Annotated in this window: 17 protein-coding genes; 9 read left to right on the top strand and 8 right to left on the bottom strand. The window is 36.4% G+C overall.

Features of this window, described 5'->3' with window-relative positions:
- Positions 1–264 precede the first annotated feature (264 nt).
- On the top strand, positions 265–645 hold the full coding sequence (locus DLK05_RS04415; protein WP_127342779.1) for a VOC family protein: 381 nt from the start codon (positions 265–267) through the stop codon (positions 643–645).
- Complete coding sequence (locus DLK05_RS04420) at positions 642–1,391, top strand: patatin-like phospholipase family protein (RefSeq protein ID WP_127342780.1); 750 nt, start codon at positions 642–644, stop codon at positions 1,389–1,391. Before DLK05_RS04415 ends, DLK05_RS04420 begins: the two co-directional genes overlap by 4 nt.
- A 160-nt stretch (positions 1,392–1,551) precedes the next feature.
- Here the strand turns inward: DLK05_RS04420 and DLK05_RS04425 are convergent, their stop codons facing one another.
- On the bottom strand, positions 1,552–2,865 hold the full coding sequence (locus DLK05_RS04425) for a cysteate synthase (protein WP_127342782.1): 1,314 nt from the start codon (positions 2,863–2,865) through the stop codon (positions 1,552–1,554).
- Between the two features lie 244 nt (positions 2,866–3,109).
- On the opposite strand from DLK05_RS04425, the gene DLK05_RS04430 reads away from it, so the two are divergent.
- Together DLK05_RS04430 and DLK05_RS04435 are read left to right on the top strand one after the other, a co-directional pair.
- Positions 3,110–4,087: a Gfo/Idh/MocA family protein gene (locus DLK05_RS04430; RefSeq protein WP_127342784.1), complete on the top strand. Its 978-nt coding sequence runs from the start codon at positions 3,110–3,112 to the stop codon at positions 4,085–4,087.
- Positions 4,088–4,090: 3 nt separating this feature from the next.
- Positions 4,091–4,558 carry a hypothetical protein gene (locus tag DLK05_RS04435; protein WP_127342785.1) on the top strand — a complete coding sequence of 156 codons (468 nt, stop codon included), beginning with the start codon at positions 4,091–4,093 and terminating at the stop codon, positions 4,556–4,558.
- A 107-nt stretch (positions 4,559–4,665) separates the two neighbouring features.
- Here the strand turns inward: DLK05_RS04435 and DLK05_RS04440 are convergent, their stop codons facing one another.
- A complete protein-coding gene (locus DLK05_RS04440) occupies positions 4,666–4,980 on the bottom strand; it encodes a putative quinol monooxygenase (RefSeq protein ID WP_127342787.1) in 315 nt (104 codons plus the stop codon).
- A 73-nt stretch (positions 4,981–5,053) separates the two neighbouring features.
- Complete coding sequence (locus DLK05_RS04445; RefSeq protein WP_209319711.1) at positions 5,054–6,175, bottom strand: DEAD/DEAH box helicase; 1,122 nt, start codon at positions 6,173–6,175, stop codon at positions 5,054–5,056.
- A 289-nt stretch (positions 6,176–6,464) separates the two neighbouring features.
- Here DLK05_RS04445 and DLK05_RS04450 point away from each other — a divergent pair, with 289 nt between their 5' ends.
- From DLK05_RS04450 to rlmF, 5 genes are all read left to right on the top strand, one after another.
- A complete protein-coding gene (locus DLK05_RS04450; RefSeq protein WP_127342789.1) occupies positions 6,465–6,848 on the top strand; it encodes a hypothetical protein in 384 nt (127 codons plus the stop codon).
- A gap of 282 nt (positions 6,849–7,130) precedes the next feature.
- Positions 7,131–9,680, top strand: coding sequence for a hybrid sensor histidine kinase/response regulator (locus DLK05_RS04455; protein WP_127342790.1), 2,550 nt, complete (start codon positions 7,131–7,133; stop codon positions 9,678–9,680).
- Between the two features lie 194 nt (positions 9,681–9,874).
- Positions 9,875–11,311 carry a TlpA family protein disulfide reductase gene (locus DLK05_RS04460; protein ID WP_127342792.1) on the top strand — a complete coding sequence of 479 codons (1,437 nt, stop codon included), beginning with the start codon at positions 9,875–9,877 and terminating at the stop codon, positions 11,309–11,311.
- A 259-nt stretch (positions 11,312–11,570) separates the two neighbouring features.
- A complete protein-coding gene (gene asnB / locus DLK05_RS04465; protein ID WP_127342794.1) occupies positions 11,571–13,256 on the top strand; it encodes an asparagine synthase B in 1,686 nt (561 codons plus the stop codon).
- A gap of 140 nt (positions 13,257–13,396) precedes the next feature.
- Positions 13,397–14,383, top strand: coding sequence for a 23S rRNA (adenine(1618)-N(6))-methyltransferase RlmF (gene rlmF, locus DLK05_RS04470; protein WP_127342795.1), 987 nt, complete (start codon positions 13,397–13,399; stop codon positions 14,381–14,383).
- A 118-nt stretch (positions 14,384–14,501) separates the two neighbouring features.
- Here the strand turns inward: rlmF and DLK05_RS04475 are convergent, their stop codons facing one another.
- The 5 genes from DLK05_RS04475 to DLK05_RS04495 form a co-directional block, all read right to left on the bottom strand.
- Positions 14,502–15,470 carry a glycoside hydrolase family 130 protein gene (locus tag DLK05_RS04475; protein ID WP_127342797.1) on the bottom strand — a complete coding sequence of 323 codons (969 nt, stop codon included), beginning with the start codon at positions 15,468–15,470 and terminating at the stop codon, positions 14,502–14,504.
- Between the two features lie 123 nt (positions 15,471–15,593).
- Positions 15,594–17,480, bottom strand: coding sequence for a sodium:solute symporter family protein (locus tag DLK05_RS04480; protein ID WP_127342798.1), 1,887 nt, complete (start codon positions 17,478–17,480; stop codon positions 15,594–15,596).
- 85 nt (positions 17,481–17,565) lie between these two features.
- Positions 17,566–19,809, bottom strand: a complete 2,244-nt coding sequence (locus DLK05_RS04485; RefSeq protein ID WP_209319712.1) for a GH92 family glycosyl hydrolase — start codon at positions 19,807–19,809, stop codon at positions 17,566–17,568.
- Between the two features lie 534 nt (positions 19,810–20,343).
- Positions 20,344–22,356: a glycoside hydrolase family 97 protein gene (locus DLK05_RS04490; RefSeq protein WP_127342802.1), complete on the bottom strand. Its 2,013-nt coding sequence runs from the start codon at positions 22,354–22,356 to the stop codon at positions 20,344–20,346.
- Positions 22,357–22,465: 109 nt separating this feature from the next.
- A complete protein-coding gene (locus DLK05_RS04495; protein WP_127342804.1) occupies positions 22,466–24,757 on the bottom strand; it encodes a GH92 family glycosyl hydrolase in 2,292 nt (763 codons plus the stop codon).
- Positions 24,758–24,761: the final 4 nt, after the last annotated feature.

The following is a 24,761-nucleotide window of genomic DNA, read 5'->3' on the forward strand; positions in this document are numbered from 1 at the left end:
ATCTGTATATGGGCTTAAGCCTAATGTTTGTTGTTGAACGAGCATGATATTATTTTTCTAACAGGCTCTAAGATATTAAAAAAGCATCAAGCCAAAGAGTAATTCTTCGGTTTGATGCTTGATAGTATGTTACTTTTTCAGTGGCCTCTATCAATAACGATCTCTTTTTTTACAAAAAAGATTCTATAATAATCGTAAAGCTCGAATCTATTCTGTATTTTCTACAAGTACACAAAATATCTATCAACAATCTAAATAGCTAATATGAAAAAACCATTCTTAGGATTACGAACTACTATCTATAAAGTGCCTGATCTTGCAGAGGCAAAGGTTTGGTATGCGAAAGCATTTAATACTGAACCATATTTTGATGAAGTATTTTACGTGGGATTTAATATCGGAGGCTATGAATTAGGTTTACTGCCGGAAGAAAAGCCACCTCACCATAAAACGGAAAGCGTGGTAGCCTACTGGGGCGTTGAGGATATTCAATTTAGTTATGAGCAATTATTAAAAAATGGAGCTATTGCCAACGAAAAACCCGAAAATGTTGGAGGCACTGTTTGGGTTGCCAGTGTAAAAGACCCATGGGATAATGTAATTGGAATTATTTGTAATCCTGAATTCAAAGCAAATCAAATATGACGATTGGAATTGCTTTAGGTGGTGGTGGAGCAAGAGGATTTGCTCATCTGGGAGTATTAAAAGCCCTGGAAGAAAAAGGCATTCGCCCGGATATTATTTCCGGGGTGAGTGCCGGTGCTTTAATTGGTGCTTTTCTGGCTTCGGGAAATAGCTATCAGGAAATCTTGAAATCCTTAAAAAATAAAGGTATCATGGCTTATTCCAAATTGCAATATCCCAAATATGGATTATTTAGTTTGGATGGATTGAAAAAGGAAATCATTAAACATATTAAAATCAAGAGGATAGAAAATCTAAAAATCCCTTTATATATTGCCGTTTCCAATTTGAATGATGGAAGAGTGGAATACATCAAGGAAGGTAAATTGATTCCTTATTTATTGGCATCGGTAAGTATTCCGGTTCTTTTTTCTCCTATAAGTATAGATAAAAAAATGTATGTTGACGGTGGATTATTTGATAACCTCCCCATTTCTCCACTACTAGGTAAATGTGATATTATTATTGCAGTGAATGTTAGTCCAATCCAAAAAATAGAAAAATTTGATAATCTGGTACAAGTGGCTTCCCGCACTTTTCAATTGGGAGTTCATTCTAACATTATCCGACATAAAGAGAAATGTTCCTTATATATTGAGCCAACAGGACTAAGGGAGTATGAAATTTTAAATGGAGCCAACGCACAAGAAATTTTCGATTTAGGATACAATTACACCAAGAACATGGAAATTAAGGCTTTTGAATAGCTCCTCCACCTCTATCAATCAAGTAAACATTCAGGCATTGCCTCTGTAAGAAAATGAACCATTCTAATAAATTGAGATAAATACTATATCACAAGAAAGTGCATAAAAAAAGCAGGCTTTTACCCTGCTTTCTAAATTGTCCTACAAGAAGTAGGTCGTATTATAATATCTCAGGAATCTCCACTTTAAATATCTTCCCCATCACTTCTCTTACCTCACTAAGATCGGGATTGATATCAAACACATGAGAAGGTTTAAGATAGCAAACCTTTTTTTCACGCTTAAATCTTTCCTCCCCACCGCCAGTAATATTCAGCATGATACAAGCATTTTTATCTATTTTTCCCTGCTGTACATATTTTATGAGTGTTGCCGTAGCAACTGCGGCAGCTGGGTGAATATCATTCCCTTCAGTTTCCAGAAATATTTTTGAAGCTTCCATTGCTTCCTCATTGGTCGCTTTTAGAATATCACCACCAGCATCCTTCATGGCATCAAACAATCCACCTTTAATAGAATAAGGAGGCTTACGATTCGAAAGCACTTTGGCGATTATTTCCTCCACTTGTGCTCTTGCCATATCATCATCTAAAGCCAACATTTCCCGGGAATCCTCTTTCCATGCATCATACATAGGAAGGAAAGGTGTATTCTGAGAAACCATCAACTTCATCTTATGGGTTCCAAAACGTCCATCTTCAATTAAACGCATATTCGCTTCCCAAGCAGCAATTGCACCAGTACCGGACCCAACTGCCTGAAAATAATAATCTGGAATCCTGCCTATTTCTGTTGCGGCAGATAAAACAGTACAAGCCATTCCATCACGACGAGCAATATTTTTAGCTCCTCCTTCGGTGATAAAACCTTCTAATTGGCAAGCCAGATTCGATAGATGAATAGCATCGAAATAGTCGCTTCCTGATTTAGTAGCTACCAAGCACACATTTTCCTTAATTGGCTCATCAAACCAAAGAACATCAATATTATCCTCTGGAACGCAAAGTAATAACGGGATGTTATTATCAGAACAAACTCTTGCAAATGCTCTTGCAGTATTTCCTGCCGATGCTACAACCAATACCTGATCGCTAGAATTTAATCTACCGCAAACGGAATAGGCTTCCGTTTCTTTAAAAGAACAGGTTCTGAAATTTGCATCTTTCTCAGGCCAATAACCACTAAAAGTGATATACAAATTATTTAGCCCTAAATATTTGGCAAGCCCTTCACTCTTATATGTGGCTGGAGCGGAAGATCCTTCCAGCATTCTTTGAATAGGTAACCAATCGGCAAACTTATATAAGCCCAAGGAATTATCCTTAACTTCAATTTGTTCTTTATTATAGATCGCTCTTACTAAACCTGGTTTATCTTCCGCAGGTGCATCAAGTGTCCATCCTTCGTCCTCGAATTTCTTTCCGGTTTGCAAAGACTCTAAAATATACTCTGTAGGTCGAAAATCTTCTGCCATTTTTACACGTTTTGATTTTGAATGGGTAAAATTAATCTTTTTAATGTAATCGGAAGCATTTTGGTATAATATTAGACACAATTGCCATTACAAAAATAATGGAACGGTTGTAAAAGTTCAGAAAATAAAATATGATTTTGATTATAAGTCTCTTCTCAAAATCTTATATTTAAGCTGATAAATATTTAGTACAGTTTACTTCTACTAAATGCAAATAGGTTCTAATTAAAAAAAACTATAGACAATGACTATCAATTGGGCTATTCTGGGTGCAGGACGAATTGCAAGTAAATTTGCTGAAGATTTTAAAGCTGTTCCAAATGGGAAATTACTAGCTGTTGCTTCCAGATCAAAGGCTAAAGCCTTGGAATTTTCTCATTTGCATGACATACCGAAAAGCTATGATTCCTATGAGGCAATGCTTCAGGATGAAGAAATTAATGTGGTATATATTGCAACGCCGCATAATTTTCATTTCGAACAAGTAAAGCTGTGTCTAAATCATGGCAAATCTGTTTTGTGTGAGAAACCTGTAACAGTGAACTCCTCAGAATTTGAAATTTTAATACAACTGGCTAAAGAAAAAAAGCTTTTTTTCATGGAGGCCATGTGGACCTATTATCTCCCTGCGATTCAGCAATGTGTAAAGTGGGTTCAATCTGGTAAAATTGGTGATATCAAACAATTGCAAGTAAGTTTTGGTTTTATTGGGGATATGGATTCAAAATTGAGACTGGCAGATCTAAATTTGGCTGGTGGAGCACTTTTAGATATCGGCATTTATGGAGTGGCAATTTCTCAACTAATATTTAACAAGCCTATAAAAAAAATACAATCACTTGCTCATTTTAGCGATACAGGAATTGACGATTACAATAACATACAGATTCAATACGAAGGAGGAGGCATTGCTCAAATTGCTAGTTCCTTTCTTTCTAATTTGAAAAATGAAGCTGTCATTTATGGTACAAAAGGCAATATCGTTATACCAGAATTCTGGATGGCAAAAAAAGGAATACTAATATCCAAAAGTGAAAAGCTGGAGTTTTTAGATGATAGTCCTCAATTTGGCTATCATTATGAAACAATTGCTATAAATGAATTATTAAAAAAAGGAGCTTTAGAAAGTTCTGTAGTACCTTTAGAAAAAAGTAGGAATAACCTATTAATTCTAGATGAAATAAGGAATCAAATCGGCCTAAAATATCCTTTTGAAAAATAGAATATGGATCAAAACAAAATTATTCTTGGTAAAGGTTTACTTGGTATTCACTTTGGAATGACACAATCCAACGTGGAAAAAAAGCTAGGCAAAGCTGATGATATTGGAGAATATGCTCTTTCTGAAAATGAAAGGAGTATCACACTTTTTTATCACCAGCGTGGCATTAGTTTCACTTTTGAATCTGTTGACCAGTACAAGTTAAGTTATATCTCTGTATATAGTAATAACTTCCAGATCTTTCAATTTATTAGAATTGGTTTACAAAAAAGTATGCTTCTGGAAGAGTTGGAATTATATCAATTGAGTAAGCCCGAATTCGAGAATGCCTATTCCGAAGCTTTTCCCACACATGAATTGATTTATTTTCCTGGAGAAAATCTGCACCTATGGCTAGACAACTACAAAATATCAGAAATTCAGTTCGGACCATTTTGGGAAGATATGAAGACCATTGTATGGGAGGAATAAATGTAATAAGACAAAAGAATTTTGCTTAAGCAAGTGAAATCACACACCAAAATATTACCACTACAAATCCACACTAACAGATTAATATTAAGTAAACAAACTAAACATTAGGCTAAAATTTGCTTATGCAAGTTCACTTCAAATTCTTTTACGTGTAAAGGCTTTCCGTCATTAAAAAATTTTGTGATATAAGGCATGGCACAATGTGTGTTGAAAGTTGTTTCATCATACCACTTCTCTATAAAAGTAATACGGTTTGGATCATCAATACACTGATTCAATTCATAGCGAATACATCCTCCCTCTTGATGAGTTAGTGCAATTAAAGCATGTAAATCATGAATCAATGCTTCGACTTCGCCCTCTTTTGCAATAAATTTAGCGATACAAACCAACTGCGTTTCATTTTTTCTTATCTCCATAATTTAATTTTTAATCGATTCTGCAAAAAAAAGAGGTCTTGAATGTAAGACCTCCTTTGAATAGCTTATTTGTTTATCTTCTTGGTCTAATTTGGCTAAATCCAATATGTAAAGCCTTTTGAAAGTAGCGAATGCTTTTCAACTCTTTACTGTTAACTAATGCCAAGGATCTGCCTTCTTTACCGGCACGTGCCGTTCTTCCGCTTCGATGAGTATAGTATTCTTCTTTATCCGGAAGCTGGTAATGAACCACAAATGCAAGCCCCTCTATGTCAATTCCACGAGCAGCAATATCAGTAGCCACCAAAAATTGAAGTTTTTCATTCTTAAAGGCTCGCATAACTTTAGTACGATCCTTTTGTAATAGATCTCCATGAATAGCATCTGCAGGAATATTTTTAGCAATTAACTGTTTGGCAAGCGTCTGTGCAGCTACTTTCGTCTTACAAAAAATAATACCCCGATTATCGTACTCTCCTTTTAAAAATTGAAGTAATATCTGAAGTTTTTCATTTTCCTCACAAATAAGGAATTCATGCTTAATTTTTTTATTCACCACATTCCTACCACTTATTTCTACCCGAACGGCATTTGGAGACATATGATGTTTTATAATCCGTTTAATTCCTTCAGGCATAGTAGCCGAAAACAACCATTTATTTTCTACCCTTGAAACTTGAGTAAGAATTTCGTCTAATTCCTCTTTAAAACCCATACTCAACATTTCATCCGCCTCATCCAAAATCACCGTCTTCACATTGCTCAAATCCAAAGCTTTTCGTTTTATTAAATCAATTAATCTTCCTGGAGTAGCAACGATAATATGAGTTGGTCTTCTTAAAGCATTTATTTGTCCCTCAATTGGAGCGCCACCATAAACCGCTTCGGTAAAAATTTTATCGGTATATTTTGTAAATCGAAAAAGTTGTTTTGCTATTTGTAAGCCCAATTCCCTTGTAGGACAGAGAATCAATCCTTGAATTACCTTCTGATTAGAATCAATTCGTTGCAATAAAGGCAAACCGAAAGCCGCAGTTTTTCCTGTACCAGTTTGGGCTTGGCCAACCAAATCGGTATTTGCACTTAATAAAACGGAAATAACTTCTGATTGAATTGCAGTAGGTTCAACAATATTCATATCATTCAAACCTTTAACAAGATTTGCACTTACACCAAGTTCTTTGAAATTTTTCAAAATGATAATAATTTAATGAAGCAACAAAGATACTTCAAATAATTAAATTCTAAATATACTTATTCGCAATCCTAATAGATATAAATGACCAAAACAGCAAACTAAAATCCGAAATATTATGGGAGAATTGATACTCATTTCACTTCTATTTCTCCTTATTATACTAATTGTAGACCTACCTACGCTATTCCTTAAAAATAAATACACTAAATTATTTGAAGCCTATTTTGAATTCTATTTTTTGTTTCTCCATTCTGATATTCATATATTTATTAGAAAAGCATCAACAATGAAGTTCAGATACAAAATATTACCAGACCTAAAATTAATTAAGGAATATTATTACGGATATTTTAAATGGAACGATTTAATTCAACACTCTTTAAGCACTCGTAATGATCCCAACTTTGATGAAACATTTAATGTAATTTCAGATTTTTCTCAAGCCAAAGTTCTTCTCAATATTAAAGATCTGGATGATTATATTAATGAATACGAAAAATACAGTCCTATTCTAAACAAATGCGCCATTATTGTTAGTGAATCTTATGATACATCTATGGCAATGCTCTTTGAAATACAAGTCCGTATTCAGAATGCAAAAGTCTTTTATACCGAAAGCGAAGCATTCCGTTGGCTTAATATCGACCCCATAACAGTTAAAAAGCAATAATTACACACAAAATTATATTTATTCTAAAGGATTAAATCAAGGTCTGTATGAATATTACAGGCAAACTTTCAAAATACCGGATTGGGATCTATCACAAAAAATATTTACAAAGGAGAAATCCACCATATCATTTTAATAAAAAAAACGATAGATTAAATCATTACCCTCAAAAGCTCCGGTTAATTTTTTGAATCTTTTCAAAAAATCACCAATACGATCCTGACACAAAATTCAGTATATGTAAATCACAATGAGCGATATTTATTAAACGAATCTTTAGGTATGCAAAACAGTTTAGATAAAAAAATAATAGAAAGCTTACCACACATCTATTATGTAGTGGATGCGGATAATCTTCAGATTATGCAATCTAATTCTCCTAATTACCAAAAAGGAAATTTTAATTGTAGTATCATATTTAACTGCGGTAAATCTTGTAGAAATTCACCTCTCAAAAAATGCATCCTATCCAAAACAATTAGGGAGAAAAAACAAATTCAAAAAAAAATATCTCAGGTTCTCATCAATGGCATACCAACCTGCTTATTAATTAATAGTTTCCCCATTTTTGATTCTCATAAAAATGTAAAGCAAATTATTATCCACACCATAAATATTTCAAAAGAAGAATCTTTACAAGAGGAATTAAAATCCCAAAAGAATGATCTTGCTAAGCAAGAATTAAAATTATCCTTGCTCAACAATCAGCTTAGTGAAGCACATCTTAAGTACAGATCCCTGTTTGATGATTCGCCAGAACCAATATGGGAAGAGGATTTTACTCATCTCATGAAACATCTTAATAAATTAAAAAAACAAGGGGTAAAAGATTTTAAAGCCTATTTTGATAATAATCCTGAAATAGTTCAAGAATTGGCTAATTCCATAGTAATAATAGATGTGAATCAAGCTACACTCGATCTTTATGAAGCTCAAAACAAAAAGGAGTTATTAGAAAATTTTAGTAAAACATTTGTTCCGGAATCCTTTCAAGTGTTTAAAGAGGAAATATTACATCTACTGGATGGATTTAAGTCTTTTGAAAAAGAAGCCAGAGTCTCAAAATTAAATGGTGAAATAATAGATATTATTATTAAACTTCATTATGCTCAGCATCCGGAAAGTGGGAAATTTATTGCATACGTTTCAACAATTGATATAACAAACCGAAAAAAAAGTGAAGAAGCCCTGAGTAAGAGTAAGAATATTTTTGAGAGAGTAATGAATAATATGAATGCTTTAGTATATGTGGCAGATATAAAAACCCATGACCTATTATTCATGAATCAAAAAATGATAGAACGCTTTGGTGATTTTACCAATAAAAAATGTTATCAGGTATTACAAGAAGGGCAAAAATCACCATGCTCCTTTTGCAATAATAATTTAATTGCAAATAATGGTATTCCTACAGGACTTCATACCTGGGAATTTCAAAATACTAAAAACAATAAATGGTACTACATTTCGGATATTGCCATGGAATGGATTGACGGTCGCATGGTAAGATTTGAAATTGCTACTGATATCACAGAACTCAAGGAAACCGATCTTGCACTAAAGAAAAAGAATGAAGAATATCTCAATTTAAATGAGAAACTTCAGGATACAAATAAGGAATACGAAAAACTAAATCTGGAATACAAGAATATTAATAGTAATATTTTAAAAACAAATATAGAACTAGAACAAGCCAAGGCCAAAGCAATAGAGAGTGATAGACTTAAATCAGCTTTTTTGGCTAACATGAGTCATGAAATCAGGACTCCAATGAATGCAATTATTGGCTTCTCAGACTTATTAACTATCGATGGACTTGAAAACGCAAAAAAGCAAAAATATTTAAAATTGGTTCAGACCAGCGGAGTACACTTGTTGCGTATCATTGATGATATCATCGACATCTCTAAAATTGAATCCAATCAATTAAAAATAAAAAGTACACTTTGCAATGTCAATCAATTATTAATTGATATTCAGGATTCGCAAAGTATGCTTAAAATATTGCAAGGAAAACATGACATTCCCTTACATATAAAATTACCAGATAATAGTCAGGATTTATTTATTGAATGTGACAAAACTAGATTTAGACAAATAATATACAATCTGGTGTCTAATGCCTACAAATACACTAAAGAAGGATATGTGGAAATAGGTTATCAATTTGACCAGAGAAAAGATTTCGCTAATTTTTATGTGAAAGATACCGGGGTAGGTATTCCCAAAGAGATGTTTGCTGTTATTTTCGAACGATTCAGGCAAATAGAAGGCGAAAATCTTCAAGAAGGAACAGGACTTGGACTAAGTATTACCAAAGGATTAGTGCGTATTCTAGGCGGAGATATTTGGCTTGAATCTTCAATTGAGCATGGAACGACTTTTTATTTTAGTATTCCAATATCGAAACACCAAGTGGCTCCTGATTCTGAAAAAGAAAATGGGTTCGTACAAACAAAATTAGATTTATCTAAATATTTAATTTATGTAGCCGAAGATGATTCAAGTTCCTATCTACTCATCGAAGAACTATTAATGGAATCAAAAGCAAGACTTCGCCGTGCAAAAAATGGTAAGGAATTATTAAATATGGTTCAGATGCAAAAACCAGATTTAATATTAATGGATATCAATATGCCTGTTATGAATGGATATACAGCCATTTCTGAAATCAGGAAGCAATATCCGAAGCTGGCTATTATTGCACAAACCGCATATGCCATGGAAGAAGAACATCAAAAATGTATTCGTTGTGGTTGTAACGATTATATATCCAAACCAATTAATGCGAACCTATTAATTCGGAAAATTGAAAAACAATTAATTGATTAAGCTTTATCAGAAGTTGGAAAACTTCTCATTTATTAAAATCTTGCTATTATCAGAATAGTCCCAGTTAATAAACTGGGATTTATTCTCCATTATAAATAAGCACTCCATAAGGGTAAATTCATTAAAATAAAACTCAATTTAAAAAAAGTTTTGTAATTTTCGCCCTACATTATGCTTATCTATTACAAAATAACATGAAAAAAATATTTACATCTTTTATTGCGCTCCTAATCAGCTTTACAATTTTTAATTCAATTTCGGCTCAAAAATATCGAATTGCAATTCAATTTTCTAACACTTCGGATAGTACCGCATATCTGGCACACTATTTTGACGGTCGTATATTTGCGGATGACACCTCTCAATTGGTGAATGGAAAAGGCTTATTCAGCAAGGATAAGGTTCTGGATCAAGGTATTTATGTTATTTATTTACAAGGTCAAAAGTATTTCGATTTATTAATTGGAGAAGATCAGCAATTCGAAATCAAAGCAGACCCAGCAGATTTTATTGGGAGTATTAAAATAACCGGATCAGAAGAAAGTAAGGCTTTTCATGATTTCCAGCAATTTATGAAATCTCAAAATACAAAATCTAAAAAGCTACAGGAATCGTTCAAAGCAAATGCAAATAATCCAGAGGAGAAGAAAAAATATAGAGAGGCCTACAAAAATGCCGATTTAGAGGTTAGAAACTATATCGCCTCACTAAAATCTAAATTCAATACGCATAGTTTTCTATCTAAGTTTGCCCAATTAACTCTTACTCCTCAAGTTCCTGATTTTTCTAAGAATATACCAGATTCAATTGTTGATAGGGATAAATTAATTCAAAAAAAATCCTATTTATACAATAAGGATCACTTCTTCGATTATGTGGATTTTTCGGATGACAGATTTCTAAGAACTCCTATTTTAAAAAACAAATTAGATTTTTTCTACGGAAAAATATTAGTACAAAGTCCTGATACTATTGTTAAAGAATCCAATAAATTGATTGAAGCAGCGAGAGCAAATCATGATTTCTTTCAATATCTCACTCAATATTCTTTGAACTACGCTGTAAAAAGCAAAATTATGGGAATGGATGCTGCTTTCGTAAAACTAGCGAAGAAATACTATTTAAGCGGCCAAGCAAGCTGGGCAGATTCAACTCTTCTGTCCAATATACGCGAGCAGGTAATTAAACTTCAGTTTAATCTTATTGGTGAGAAAGGCCAGGATTTAACTATGGAAACACCCGAAGGAGAATATATCCGCCTAAGTGAAGTAGATGCTCCTTATACCATTTTATATTTCTGGGAACCTGATTGTGGACATTGCAAGAAATCAACCCCCAAATTAAAAACAGAAATTTACGATAAGTTTAAAGATAAGGGCGTAAAAATATTTGCCGTTTGCACGCAAAATGAAAAAGAAAAATGGAAAAACTTCATTGCCGACCATGACTTGTTCGGATTTATGAATTGTTATGATCCTCACTATCAAACTAATTTCAGGATATACTATGATGTTTTTAGTACACCAACTATTTATCTTCTGGATAAGGATAAAAAAATTATTGCAAAACGATTGGATATTGAAACATTAAAAACCTTTCTCGAGAATAAACTCAACAAGGAGAAGAATTAATTATAAAGACACTTTCGAGTGTCTTTTTTTATGCCCAAACCAAAACATCACAATAGTTGGAATGGAAACAATATCCTTCTTTTCTCTCTTAAAATCTATCAAATAATATTTTTTCGACTTCCGCAAACGATAACAGTCTGTTTACATGATGGAAACTAAAATGAAAATCGTATTTTTCAAACTCGAAAACCAAAATTAATGCAGTGTTCCTGAGGAGATCAGGAAACTGTGAGAAGTGTAACTATTAAACAAAATTTTTATGTGTGGATTTGTAGGAGTTTTTGATTTGAAGGTCGATGCTCAACAGCTACGCCCTCAAATTCTCGAAATGTCTAAGAAAATTCGTCACCGAGGGCCAGACTGGTCTGGAGTATTTTGTGATGAAAAGGCAATTTTAGCCCATGAGAGGCTATCGATTGTAGATCCTCAGTCGGGAGGACAACCCCTTTACAGCAAAGATGGTAATTTGGTCTTGGCTGTTAATGGTGAAATCTATAATCATATGGACATTCGAAATCAGATGAATGGTTCCTATGAGTTTCTTACTAAATCGGATTGCGAAGTAATTCTGGCTCTTTATGACAAAAAAGGAATTGATTTTATCGATGATTTAAATGGTATTTTTGCTTTTGCCCTTTACGACAAAAAAAATGATTGTTATTTAATTGGTCGTGATCATATGGGTATTATCCCTTTATATCAGGGATGGGATCAGTATGGTAATTACTATGTAGCTTCAGAATTAAAAGCTTTAGAAGGATATTGTAATAAGATTGAGGAATTCCTTCCCGGAAAATTTTTGTATAGCAAAGATGGCGCTGTAAAAGAATGGTATCAGCGCGACTGGATGGATTACGAAAATATAAAGAGCAATCAAACTGATATAGCTGTTCTTCGAAAAGGACTGGAAGACGCCGTACACCGTCAGTTGATGTCTGATGTGCCCTATGGTGTTCTACTTTCGGGAGGCCTGGATTCTTCCGTAATTTCAGCTATCGCAAAAAAATTCGCAGCGAAACGAATTGAATCGGCAGATAAACAAGAAGCGTGGTATCCACAATTGCACTCCTTCGCAATTGGATTAGATGGTTCTCCTGACCTGGCAGCCTCACGTAAGGTTGCTGATCATATAGGCACGGTTCATCACGAAATTACTTTTACCGTTCAGCAAGGATTAGATGCTATCCGCGATGTAATTTACCATTTAGAAACTTACGACGTAACCACCGTTCGAGCTTCTACGCCTATGTATTTAATGTCTCGTGTCATTAAATCAATGGGAATAAAAATGGTGCTTTCGGGTGAAGGTGCTGATGAAATGTTTGGTGGATACCTGTATTTCCACAAAGCTCCGAATGCCAAAGAATTTCATACCGAAACAATTCGTAAGCTTGGTAAACTTCATTTATACGATTGCCTGCGTTCCAATAAGTCAATGGCTTCGTGGGGAGTAGAAAGTAGGGTTCCATTTCTGGATAAAGAATTTCTGGATATTGCCATGCGTATCAACCCTGAGGATAAGATGGCCAAGGACGGAAAAATGGAGAAATGGATTTTACGCAAAGCATTTGAGGATTACTTGCCAGCAAGTGTTGCATGGAGACAAAAAGAACAGTTCTCGGATGGAGTTGGTTACAGCTGGATAGATACACTGAAAGAAATTGCAGATAAGGAAATTAGCAATGAGCAATTAACAAATGCGGCTTATCGATTCCCTGTAAATCCTCCTATGTCAAAAGAAGAATATTACTATCGCGTAATATTTTCAGAGCATTTTCCATCGGAAACTGCAGCGGCATGTGTGCCTTCTGTTCCGTCCATTGCCTGTAGCACTCCGGAAGCACTGGCATGGGATGAATCGTTCCGTAACAATGCTGATCCTTCGGGAAGAGCTGTTAATGCTGTTCACAAAGATGCATACAAAGAAAAAGTAAAGAGCAAGTAAATATCTGCTCAATTAGAATATTGAAGGCCATTCGCAGGAAGCGAATGGCCTTTTTAGTAAGTGAATTGGTATGCAAGTTTTATGCGGCTTTCTGCCATTAATGTTCTAATTTGGTCGATTCAAACAAGAGAATTATATCCATGCTAGATAAAAAAAGAAAACACCCAAAAGAAAAGTCGAGATTACACGAGAGAAACAAAAACCGTATGCGATACGATTTTAAACAATTGGTTGCAACCTGTCCCGAATTAGAACCTTTTGTGATATTAAATAAATATGAGGATGAATCGATTGATTTCGCAAATCCGGATGCCATTAAAATGCTAAACAAAGCTATCTTAATACATTTTTATGGGCTTAGCACATGGGATATTCCTGAAAACTACCTTTGCCCTCCTATTCCTGGGAGAGCTGATTACATTCATCACATTGCCGATTTGTTACGCCAAAACAACTATGGGAAAATACCAATGGGAGCTAAAATAACCTGTTTAGACATTGGCGTTGGTGCTAACTGCATTTATCCAATTATAGGAAACAATGAATACGGCTGGGCCTTTATTGGTTCTGATATCGATCCCATTGCATTAAAATCAGCAGAAAACATTGTCAACTCAAATCCAACATTAAAAGGAAATGTTCAGTGCGTGTTACAAGAAAATCCGAAGGACTATTTTTACGGTGTAATTCCAAAAGATGGATTAGTTGATTTATCGATTTGTAATCCTCCTTTTCATGCCTCAGCGAAAGATGCATTAGAAGGGAACATCCGCAAAACAAGAAATTTAGGTACTGAAAAGGTGACTAAACCAAATCTAAATTTTGCTGGTAAAAGTAATGAGCTATGGTGCGATGGTGGTGAAGAAAGATTTGTACGTAACATGATTCATCAGAGTAAGAAATTTGCAAAATCATGCTTTTGGTTTTCAAGTTTGATATCGAAAGAATCGAACCTGAAAAGTATATACCAAGCCCTTAAAAAAGCTGATGCAGTGAAGGTGGAAACCATACCAATGGGACAGGGAAACAAAAAAAGCCGGATCGTTGCATGGACATTTCTTACAAAGGAAGAACAACAGCAATGGAAAAATACGAGATGGAATATGAAGCTTAAACAAAAAGAATAAGCTTAAATTTAAAGACCTCAGCCTTTATTAATTGGCTTAGTCTTTAAAGGAAAACACCAAAATAAAAAATCGACTAGCACCTTAGGATGCTAGCCGATTCTGCACTAATCTAACCTAACTATAATGAATTCTTCTTCAGAAAATCAATAATCTCATCGACATAAGCAAAGCTCATACCGACCACCGTATCAGCAGCACCATAATATACCGCCAACTTATTACCTTCTTTTAAGGCTGCACAAGGAAAAACTACATTCGGAACATCTCCGGTAAGTTCATAAGATGCTGCAGGAGCCAATAAATAAGGCTGTGAGCGATACAATACTTGATTGGGATTTTTAAGATCGAGAAGCGCAGCTCCCATGGAATAACGAAATCCGTTGCAGGTATTAATTACACCATGATAGAACAACAACCATCCTTCCTTGGTACGAATCGGAACCGATCCGGCTCCGATTTTAGTACACTGCCATGCGCTCTTAGTGAAATCCGCCACTTTCATCACACAACGATGTTCGCCCCAGTATTTCATATCAGGACTGTAAGAGATGTAAATATCACCGAAAGGGGTGTGCCCATTATCACTCGGACGACTTAACATGGCATACTTCCCGTTAATCTTTTCGGAAAATAGCACTCCGTTGCGATTGAATGGAAGAAAAGCATTTTCGCATTGATAAAAAGTTTTAAAATCGAAAGTATAGGCAATTCCTATTGTTGGTCCGTGATAACCATTACACCAAGTAAGCCAGTATCGATCTTCGATGAAACATACACGCGGATCGTATTTGTAATCAGAATCAATCATTTCGGTATTACCTTCGACCATTTCGATAGGTTCATGATTGATTTTCCAATGGATACCGTCTTTACTAAAACCAGCAAAAATATTCATTTGTACCGATTTATTATCGCAACGGAATACTCCTGCAAAACCATCTCCGAAAGGAACTACCGCACTATTAAAAATACTGTTGGAAGTAGGTATATCGTACCTTCCAATTACAGGATTCTTAGAATATCTCCACATCACATCCGTACAACCATCAGGTCGGTCTTCCCAAGGTATATTTGCTTTACTGGTCATCTCTTTTTTGTTTTCTGTTTAATATGGTATCTCTACATTAAATCGAGTTACCTTTAATTTCTTTTTTATTGCAAAAGTCCAACTTTGACTCGGAATTCCGGGACACCTGAATCAGGAGAAAACTTATTCTACCAATTCAGGTTCTTTCACCTCTACTTCTTTTTTTACTTCGCACTTATAATCGGCAGGATAATCCTCCAGCTTTTTGTACCAGGTAAAGTACAGTACGATACTTGATATTGCGAATAAACCCACTACCCAGGTTAAAGATAAAAATTCGCCAATCACAAAATATATTGGAATGAGAACCAACATCATTTGCCAACCAGCACCTATGGTACAGTTCATCATATCCCGTAAGAAGTCGTTGTTTGGTTTTGCCTCTGGTTTTTGTGCTTTTAATTTCAGATAAACCGGTTTCCAGAATCCCCAGGGACGAACACTATCGTAAAATTTGATTAACACTTCGTCTGGTTCTGGTTTTGTTACCAAAGTTCCAATGACAGATGCCGCCAATGAAAAAATGAAAATAAACGGAAATGCATAAATTGGGGAAACTTCGGGAAATACAAGGGGAGCAATCAAAGAAGCAAGCAAGCCCGCTACCATTCCTGAGAAATAACCATATCCATTAAATCTCCACCAAATCCATTTTAAAAGATTTGCCGCAGTATATCCTCCAAATAAAGCACCCACCAACCATTTCATCACCGTATCGATGCTTTCGGCAAAAAACCCAAAGAAAATACCTACGATAACCACTGCAAAAGATGCCAAATAGGACATGTGAATATATTTCTTCTGCGAGGCATTCGGATTGATGAACTTCTTATAAATATCATTTACAATATAAGCAGGTCCGGCATTTACATTAGCTGCAAAAGTGGACATGAAAGCTGCCACCAATCCTGCCAACAACAAGCCCTTTGCTCCATCCGGAATAAAATTGTTTAAAGCGTAGGGCAAGACCATCTCAAAATCGATATTTGCTCCCATTTTATTAAACTCCGGAGCCAAATAAACCAATGCTAACACCGTTAATCCTGCAATCATCAAATAGCGGGGAATGAATAGAACCAAAGATACAATACCACTCATTTTCGCAGCATCTTTAGGGGTTTCGGTTGATAGAATCCGCTGCATATCATAGCTTGGTACCGGACCCGCAATACTTACCAATACCCCTTTAAATAGCATCATCATCATTAATGCGGAGAATAGAGAATAGCCATCTGTTTCAATCTTATTGTTGACAGCAGGAATCAATTGATCCCAATTCAGATTCAAATGCCAACCGAAAAACACATCTTTCCAGCCTGCTGGCACGGCAGCTGCAATTTGTTCGGGAGATACTAAGGAAATGGCTATAATTCCTACCATTATACAAGCAATAGTCATGATGATAAACTGAAGTACTTCGGTAAAAACCACACTATACATTCCTCCTTTCACCACATATATGGTAGTCAGTCCCATAATGATGATCGCATACATATTTGCCGAACTTATATTTAGTCCTAACCTATTAGTATGTAAATCCCAGGGAAAGAAGGTCTCTGCAAACTTTCCTACTCCAACAAAACCATAGGTGATGAAGCCTATAACACTCACAATTGCAAAGAGCACTACAATTAAATGCGAAAGCTGAGATCCTTTATCATCGCCAAAGCGGGTTTTCAACCATTCGGCACCTGTCATTACATTGGAACGACGCAACCAAACTGCCAAAAACATCATCAGGAAAATTTGATTCCATACCGGCCAAAGCCAGGGAATCCACACCGACTTTAATCCATAAACAAACAGAATGGTAACCGTCCACATGGTTCCGGTAATATCGAACATTCCCGAAGCATTGGAAACGCCCAACATATACCAGGGTATTTTATTCCCTCCTAAAAAATAATTGGATAAATTTTTAGATGCTTTATTAGATAAAAAGTAACCAATAAAAATGGTTAGAAAGATATATCCTATAATAATAGATGTGTCGAGAACTGATAAATTCATTTAATAGATGTTAGATAGCTTATATTAGTTGTTAGATAGCTTATATTAGTTGTTAGATTTGAGCATCTGTTGATCCCTCACTGCTTTACTTATGATGCGCCTTTAACTGAAATTCTATTTTTCCTCCTTTGGTAATATCTGCATGATTCAAAAACAGCCTGTTTAGTGTTTTGCCATTGCGTTTTACTTCATTAATATAGATTTCTTCAGGAGAATTTCTGTGTGTGATAATTTCCAATGTTTTCCCCGGGTAAAATTCGGGATCGAGCTGAATGCTTATTTTATCGAATACCGGACTGGTAAGCGCATAATTCATATTTCCCGGACATACAGGATACATTCCCATCATGCTATAAACAATCCATGATGATAAGGTGCCGCAATCGTCGTTACCGGGAATACCATCGGGAGCGTTTTTGAAATAGGTATCTATTAATCGGTGTACCTCTTTTTGCGTTCTCCACTCTTCGCCCTTAAAATAAGTAAACAGGTAGGGATAGTGAATATCCGGTTCGTTCGCCATATCGAACAAATTATCGTCGAAAACTTTCTGCAGTTTATGCACGAATTTTTGCTTGCCTCCCATTAGTTTGCTTAAACCTTTTATATCATGCGGAACGCAAAAAGTATATTGCCAAGCCGTTCCCTCGTGAAAACCCGGGCAGGCTTCGAAATTCTCTCCCTGTCGGGGATTAAAATCATTTAAAAAACTTCCATCCTCCAGTCGTGGACGAAGCATCCCAAAATCCTTGTCGAAATAGGCTTTATATGCCAAAGACTGTTTTAGGAATTTCTTGTAATCGTCCTTTTTGTGCAATGCTTTTGCAAACTGAGCCAAATTCCAATCGGCAATATAATACTCCAGTGCATGAGAAACCGAATTGTCGAATTCCTCTTTTAAAGGGACAAATCCTTTCTCTAAATAGGAATCAATATCTGGTCTTAACTTATTGTTTTTCCCTTCGGTAGTAGCCGATTTGAACATAGCCTGATATGCTGCCTCCACATCAAAGTCGGTTAATCCACGCAAGTAAGCATCCACAATAACCGGAATAGCAGGATCGCCTTCCATCACATGCGTTTCCTTGCTGTTTAGTTCCCACTTTGGCAACCAGCCACTTTCCTTATACATATCAATCATCGAACGCATCATATCCAGTTGTTCGGCAGGATATAACAAAGACATAAGCGGATGAAAATTGCGGTAAGTATCCCATAAGGAAAAGACAGAATATCTGTCGTGCTTTGTGTTTTCCCTTATTTCAAATGATCCCATTGCCGGATATTGCCCGTTTGCATCATTAATAATATTAGGATGAATCTGAGTATGATATAAAGCGGTATAAAAGATTGTTTTCTGATCTTTAGTTCCTCCTTCTACTTTCACCCTGCTCAATACATCGTTCCATTGGGTGGTAGCCTCTTGTTTTGTTTTTTCAAAATCGAAATGATTCGATTCCATATCTAAATTTAATCGGGCATTAGCAATGCTTACATAGGAAACACCTACTTCAACCAGTATCTGCTCCTTTTCTTCGGTAGAGAAAGTAAAATAAGCTCCCACCTCATCGCCACACATCTCAGGAGTATAGTTCTGATAATATTTGATTTGCCCATCGGTATCGCTCCATGCTGATTCCGCTTGCATAGCAGGCATTTTCTTCCAAACACCGAATGATTCGGCGGCCTTACTAAATCGGGCAACGAAATACACAGGACGTTCCGATCCCGCGTTATAACAAAAGCTCCCGGTCATTCGCGATCCCTCGATTTCCCGATTATTTACGATACGCACCTTTGCTCCCGATTCATTCGTTAGTCCCAAGCCCATATTTAATAGAATATGAGATTCCCCCTTGGGAAAAGTGTAACGGCTAATCCCTGTTCTTTTGCTTGCACTCATCTCGGCAATAATCCCGTATTTTTTTAAATCAGTACGGTAATAACCCGGATTGGCTTGTTGATTTTCCATGATCGATCCGTAAATTTTAGGATCGGCATTAACTTGCCCTGTGGTTGGCATGAGCAGAATAACGCCCAATTCGGGACAACCAACACCGCTAAGGTTTACATGCGAAAATCCCGTAAGGTAAACGTTATTGAATGCGTAGGGAGCAGACCACCAACGCGTATCCTTGTCGTAAGTATTCAGATCAGATCCGGAAACGTTAAAAGGAGATACGGAAACCATACCACGCGGTACAAGTGCTCCGGGATTGGTCGTTCCGAAATTAGCCGACCCAATAAAAGGATTTACGTAATCGGTAAATTGTGCAAAACAATTTGTACTCAGGAATAAAATAAACAAGCATCCTGTAAAGCGTTTCATCAAAGATTGCATTTGTTCGATTGTTGAGGTAAAAAAATATACCGAACGGGATTTCAACTAGCCAAGCATCTCCCCGTACGGTTATCCAATTTATCTGTAAGCCAAAATAAAGTCTTTGCGGTTAAAACCTGATTAATTTTAAGGTTAATCCGACCATTCATTCATTAATCAAGGAAATTGTAGTGACAGATGAAGTGCAAAAATAAAAAGTCAGTTCATCGGAATCTCCGATGAGGTGAAAAAACAAAAAAATCACTCATCGGAGTCTCCGATAAGTCGAAAAAGCAAAAAAATCATCCATCGGAGTCTCCGATAAGTCAAAAAAATAAAAAAATCATCCATCGGAGTCTCCGATGAGTCGAAAAAGCAAAAAAATCATCCATCGGAGTCTCCGATGAGGCAAAAAAGCAAAAAGTCAGCTCATCTGAATTCCAGATGAATCAAAAAGATAAAAAGATAGCTGAACGGATTTTTTGATAAGTCTTTAAAAATGGAATGTTCGCAGGAAATAACTCCCAATTGCTTCTTTTGTGTTTATTCTTTTATTTCTTCAATTTCGATAGCCTGCCCTCCACTCTTTTTCATCTTAACAGATAATTTTGTGTGACAATCTACCACTCTTTGCATGATTTTAATAGCTGTAGGATTATCCTTTAAGCGAGTATTTTCGTCATCGGCATAAATGCTTGCTTTGTATTTTGTCTTTTCTTTTAAAAAGGATAAATCCAATGTTATTTCTCTGGCATTTTCATCCGTAATTGCACCAATATACCAGTTGTCGCCTTTCCTGCGGGCAACAGCAAAGTAATCTCCTATTTCGGCAGCAAGTACTTTCGATGCCTCGAAATCGGCAGGCAGATCCTTGAAAAATTGAAATGCCGGTTGATCTTTATAGTTAGAAATCATATCCGAAGCCATTTGCAAGGGACTATACAAACAAACCCAGAGTGCTAACTGCTTTGCAAGTGTGGTATTTACCCTACTATTTCCCTTGTCGTTGCTATTCCACTTGCGATACTTTCCTCTGTTTTTGTATAAAATATCAAAGGTGCCGGGCGTGTAATCGATAGGACCACCCAAACAACGGGTAAATGGCAAAATCACATGATGCTCGGGAGGATTACCGGCACTCCATCCGTTCCATTCCATGCCGCGGGCACCTTCTCTTGTCATCATGTTAGGATAAGTTCGGCTTATTCCGGTGGCCTTAATCGGCTCGTGCGCATCTACCATTAAATGATACTTTGCTGCCATTTTTACCACTTTCCGATAATGCTGCACCATCTTTTGTCCGTGATGATGTTGACCATTCGGAATAGGTCCGGCATAACCGGTTTTCACCACTCTAATCCCTTGCTCGTGCAGTTGCTGAAAGGCTTTCTCCATGCGCTCTTCATAGTATAAATAATCTCCTCCCGTTTCGTGATGTCCAATTAATTCCACTCCTTTTGCCTTGGCATACCGGACGATTTCCGGTATATCGAAATCGGCATAGGCTGTGGTCTGATCAAAAGCTTTTGGTTTCCCCCAGTTTTCCCATCCGGTATTCCAACCTTCGGCTAATACGGCATTTATGTGATGATCGGCGGCAAAATCGATATATCGCTTCATATTTTCGGTAGTCGCTCCATGTTTCGGCCCCATCGTCCAGGTTTCTATACCCAGATGCATCCCCCACCAAATACCTATATATTTCATTGGTTCAATCCAATCGGCAGCATCCAGTACACAAGGATCATTTAAATTCTGAATCAGGTTCGATTCCACCAATCCGGCTGCATTTTTACTTATCGTGATGGTTCTCCAAGGAGATAGAAGCGAATCTTTTAGTCTTACTTTAACGCCATCGGGCCAGGGAACCAAATTGACTTCAAAATTGGTTCCTCCGATATTTTTTAGGGTCATGCCAGCGTAATCGGTAAGATTTGCTTCATGAATACTCAAATAAATCCCCTTATCGGTTTTAAAGGTGACGGGAGTATTTGCATCTGCAACCTCACTAATTCCGGTAGTGCGATACAACATCTCATAGCTGTCGAAATTCGCGGGTATAGACCAGGCAGTACCATTTTGTGCGATATTAAACTCAGTCAACTCTTTACGGATAATAATACTATCCAGACCACTTTGCCGGGGTATCTCATATCGAAATCCTAAGCCATCGTTGAATAGGCGAACATGCAATTTAAGCAAGTATTTCTTTTGATTTTGAATAGTTAAACTAAGTTCGTTATAACGATTCCCAATAGAATTATTGGGTCCCCATACCGGTTTCCATACTTCCGAAAATTGCTTTCTTTCCACATTTTCCAAACTCAAAGCTTTCCCGAAATTGATATTTCCTGTCAATCCCAATTGAGATGCTAAGATAATTTGCTGTTGATATCCTTTTAACTGATAAAACAATTGCCCCTTCTCATTAAGGATGATTCTCACCTCTTTATTACCATCCGGAGATTGCAATACTAGTTCTTTACCCGATGTACAAGCCGCTCCAAAAAAAAGAACAAGGATAACAAATAGAATAAATACATCTTTGAATTTCATTACTATAAATTTTTGCTAAAGAAAGCCCACAAATAATATTGTGAGCTTTTACTTCAATTATTTTAACACCTTCAAGCACCTTAGGATTGTTTTAGCTCTCCTCATCGCTTTATTTGCTCATAGAATATGGCATACTTTCTTGCTTAACTCCTCTGTGTTTATTGGGTTGAGCAGACATATCGAACTCAAGACTGCCACCTTTTAAAATATCAGAGTGCCTGATAAAGTTCGCATCATACTCTTTGCCATTCCATTTTAAATCCTCAACAAAAACATTTTTAGGATTGTTATTCTTGCTGGTGATGGTGAAAGTATTTCCGTTCTCCAGGCTCAATGTTACTTTATCGAACAAGGGGGATCCGAAAACATACTCGCCAGATCCCGGACAAACGGGATAAAATCCCATAGAACTAAAAACATACCAAGCGGAGGTCTGACCATTATCTTCGTCGCCACAATATCCATCGGCTTGAGGATTGTATAACTTATCCATTACCTCACGAACCCTGCTTTGTGCTTTCCAAGGTTCTCCGGCAAAGTTGTACAGGTATATCATATGCTGTATAGGCTGATTTCCGTGAGCATAATTTCCCATGTTGGCAATTTGCATTTCACGAATCTCATGAATGGTTGTGCCATAATACGAATCGTCGAATTTAGGTGGCATTTCAAATACGGTATCCAGAGTGGAAATAAATTTCTCCTTCCCTCCCATCAGATGAATCAAACCATTCACATCCTGAAATACCGACCAGGTGTAATGCAAACTATTTCCTTCGGTAAAAGCATCTCCCCATTTTAAAGGATTAAAGGGAGATTGAAAAGTTCCGTTTTTATTTTTACCGCGCATTAAGCCAGATTCTTTATCGAATACATTCCTGTAATTTTGCGCCCGTTTGGCAAACAAATCTATTTCTGCTTGCGGACGATCTAACTTCTGAGCCAATTTCCAGATACAAAAGTCTGCGTAGGAATACTCTAAAGTTCTTGCCACATTTTCATTAATCCCTACGTTGTAAGGAACATATCCCAGTTCGTTATAGTAATCTGCACCATAGCGACCCACCGAGGTGATATCTGATTTATATCCTTTGGTATTCTTTAAAATTGCTTCGTACAGCGTTTCTATATCAAAGCCACGGATTCCTTTTAGATAAGCATCTGCAATAATGGATGTGGAATTAGAACCTATCATACAGCCTCTATGTCCCGGACTTGCCCATTCGGGCAACCAACCACTTTCCTTATAAGTATTTGCCAATCCTTCCATAATTTGAGTATCCAAATCGGGATACATCAAGGTAAAGAATGGAAAGACTGCCCGGAACGTATCCCAAAAGCCATTATCTGTAAACATGTAGCCGGGCAATACTTTACCATTATAAGGACTGTAATGAATTACTTCATTTTTATCATTTATTTCATAAAACTTTCGTGGGAATAACAACACACGATATAAGCAGGAATAAAAAGTCTTCAACTGATCGTCGGTTCCGCCTTCTACTTTAATTCTGGAAAGCTCGTTCTCCCAAGCTTGCTTCGCCTTGGCTAAAACCTCATCGAAACTTTTTGTTCCTATTTCGCGATCCAGATTCAACTGCGCCTGCTCCGGACTTACAAACGAAGAAGCAACTTTTACATGAACCACTTCTCCCTTCTTGGTTTTGAAGCCAACAACTGCACCTACATGATCGCCACTTGCAAAAGTTGAACCCTTACTTAACTTATCACCTTTCCAGGTATTTATTACTTCAAAATCTTTATCGAATTCTGCAACAAAATAGTTGTGAAAATTTGCAGGAACACCACCACTGTTATTCCGGCAGTATCCAATAATCTTTCTTTCCTCCGGAAGAATCTTCACTTCGGAACCTTTAAAAAACCCATCCAGAAGAATATAAGATTTTTCACTCTTTGGAAATGTAAAGCGAAACATTGCTGCCCGCTCGGTTGGAGTTAATTCTACCCTTACATCATAATCTGCCAGATAAACTTTATAATAGTTTGGATTGGCAACTTCCGCTTTGTGCGAAAACCAGGATGCTCTTTCGTCCTCCTTAAATTTTAAATCGCCGGTAACAGCCATCAACGAAAATGCTGCATAATCATTAATCCACGGACTCGGTTGATGTGTTTGCTTTATTCCTCTGATTTTTTTTGCATCATAAGCATAGCACCATCCATTTCCCATCTCGCCAGTCTGTGGAGTCCAAAAGTTCATTCCCCAAGGCATAGCTATTGCAGGATATGTATTCCCATTTGACAGGGTATAATCAGAATCGGTTCCCATTAAGGGATTTACAAAATCGACTAAGGATTGTTCCGTGTGAATTTCCTTTGCACCACTGCAAGCCGATAGCAACACGGTAAATAGTAATATTAAAAGCTTCGTTTTCTTCATTCTT

Source organism: Ancylomarina longa, assembly GCF_003996985.1.
Lineage (GTDB): Bacteria > Bacteroidota > Bacteroidia > Bacteroidales > Marinifilaceae > Ancylomarina_A > Ancylomarina_A longa.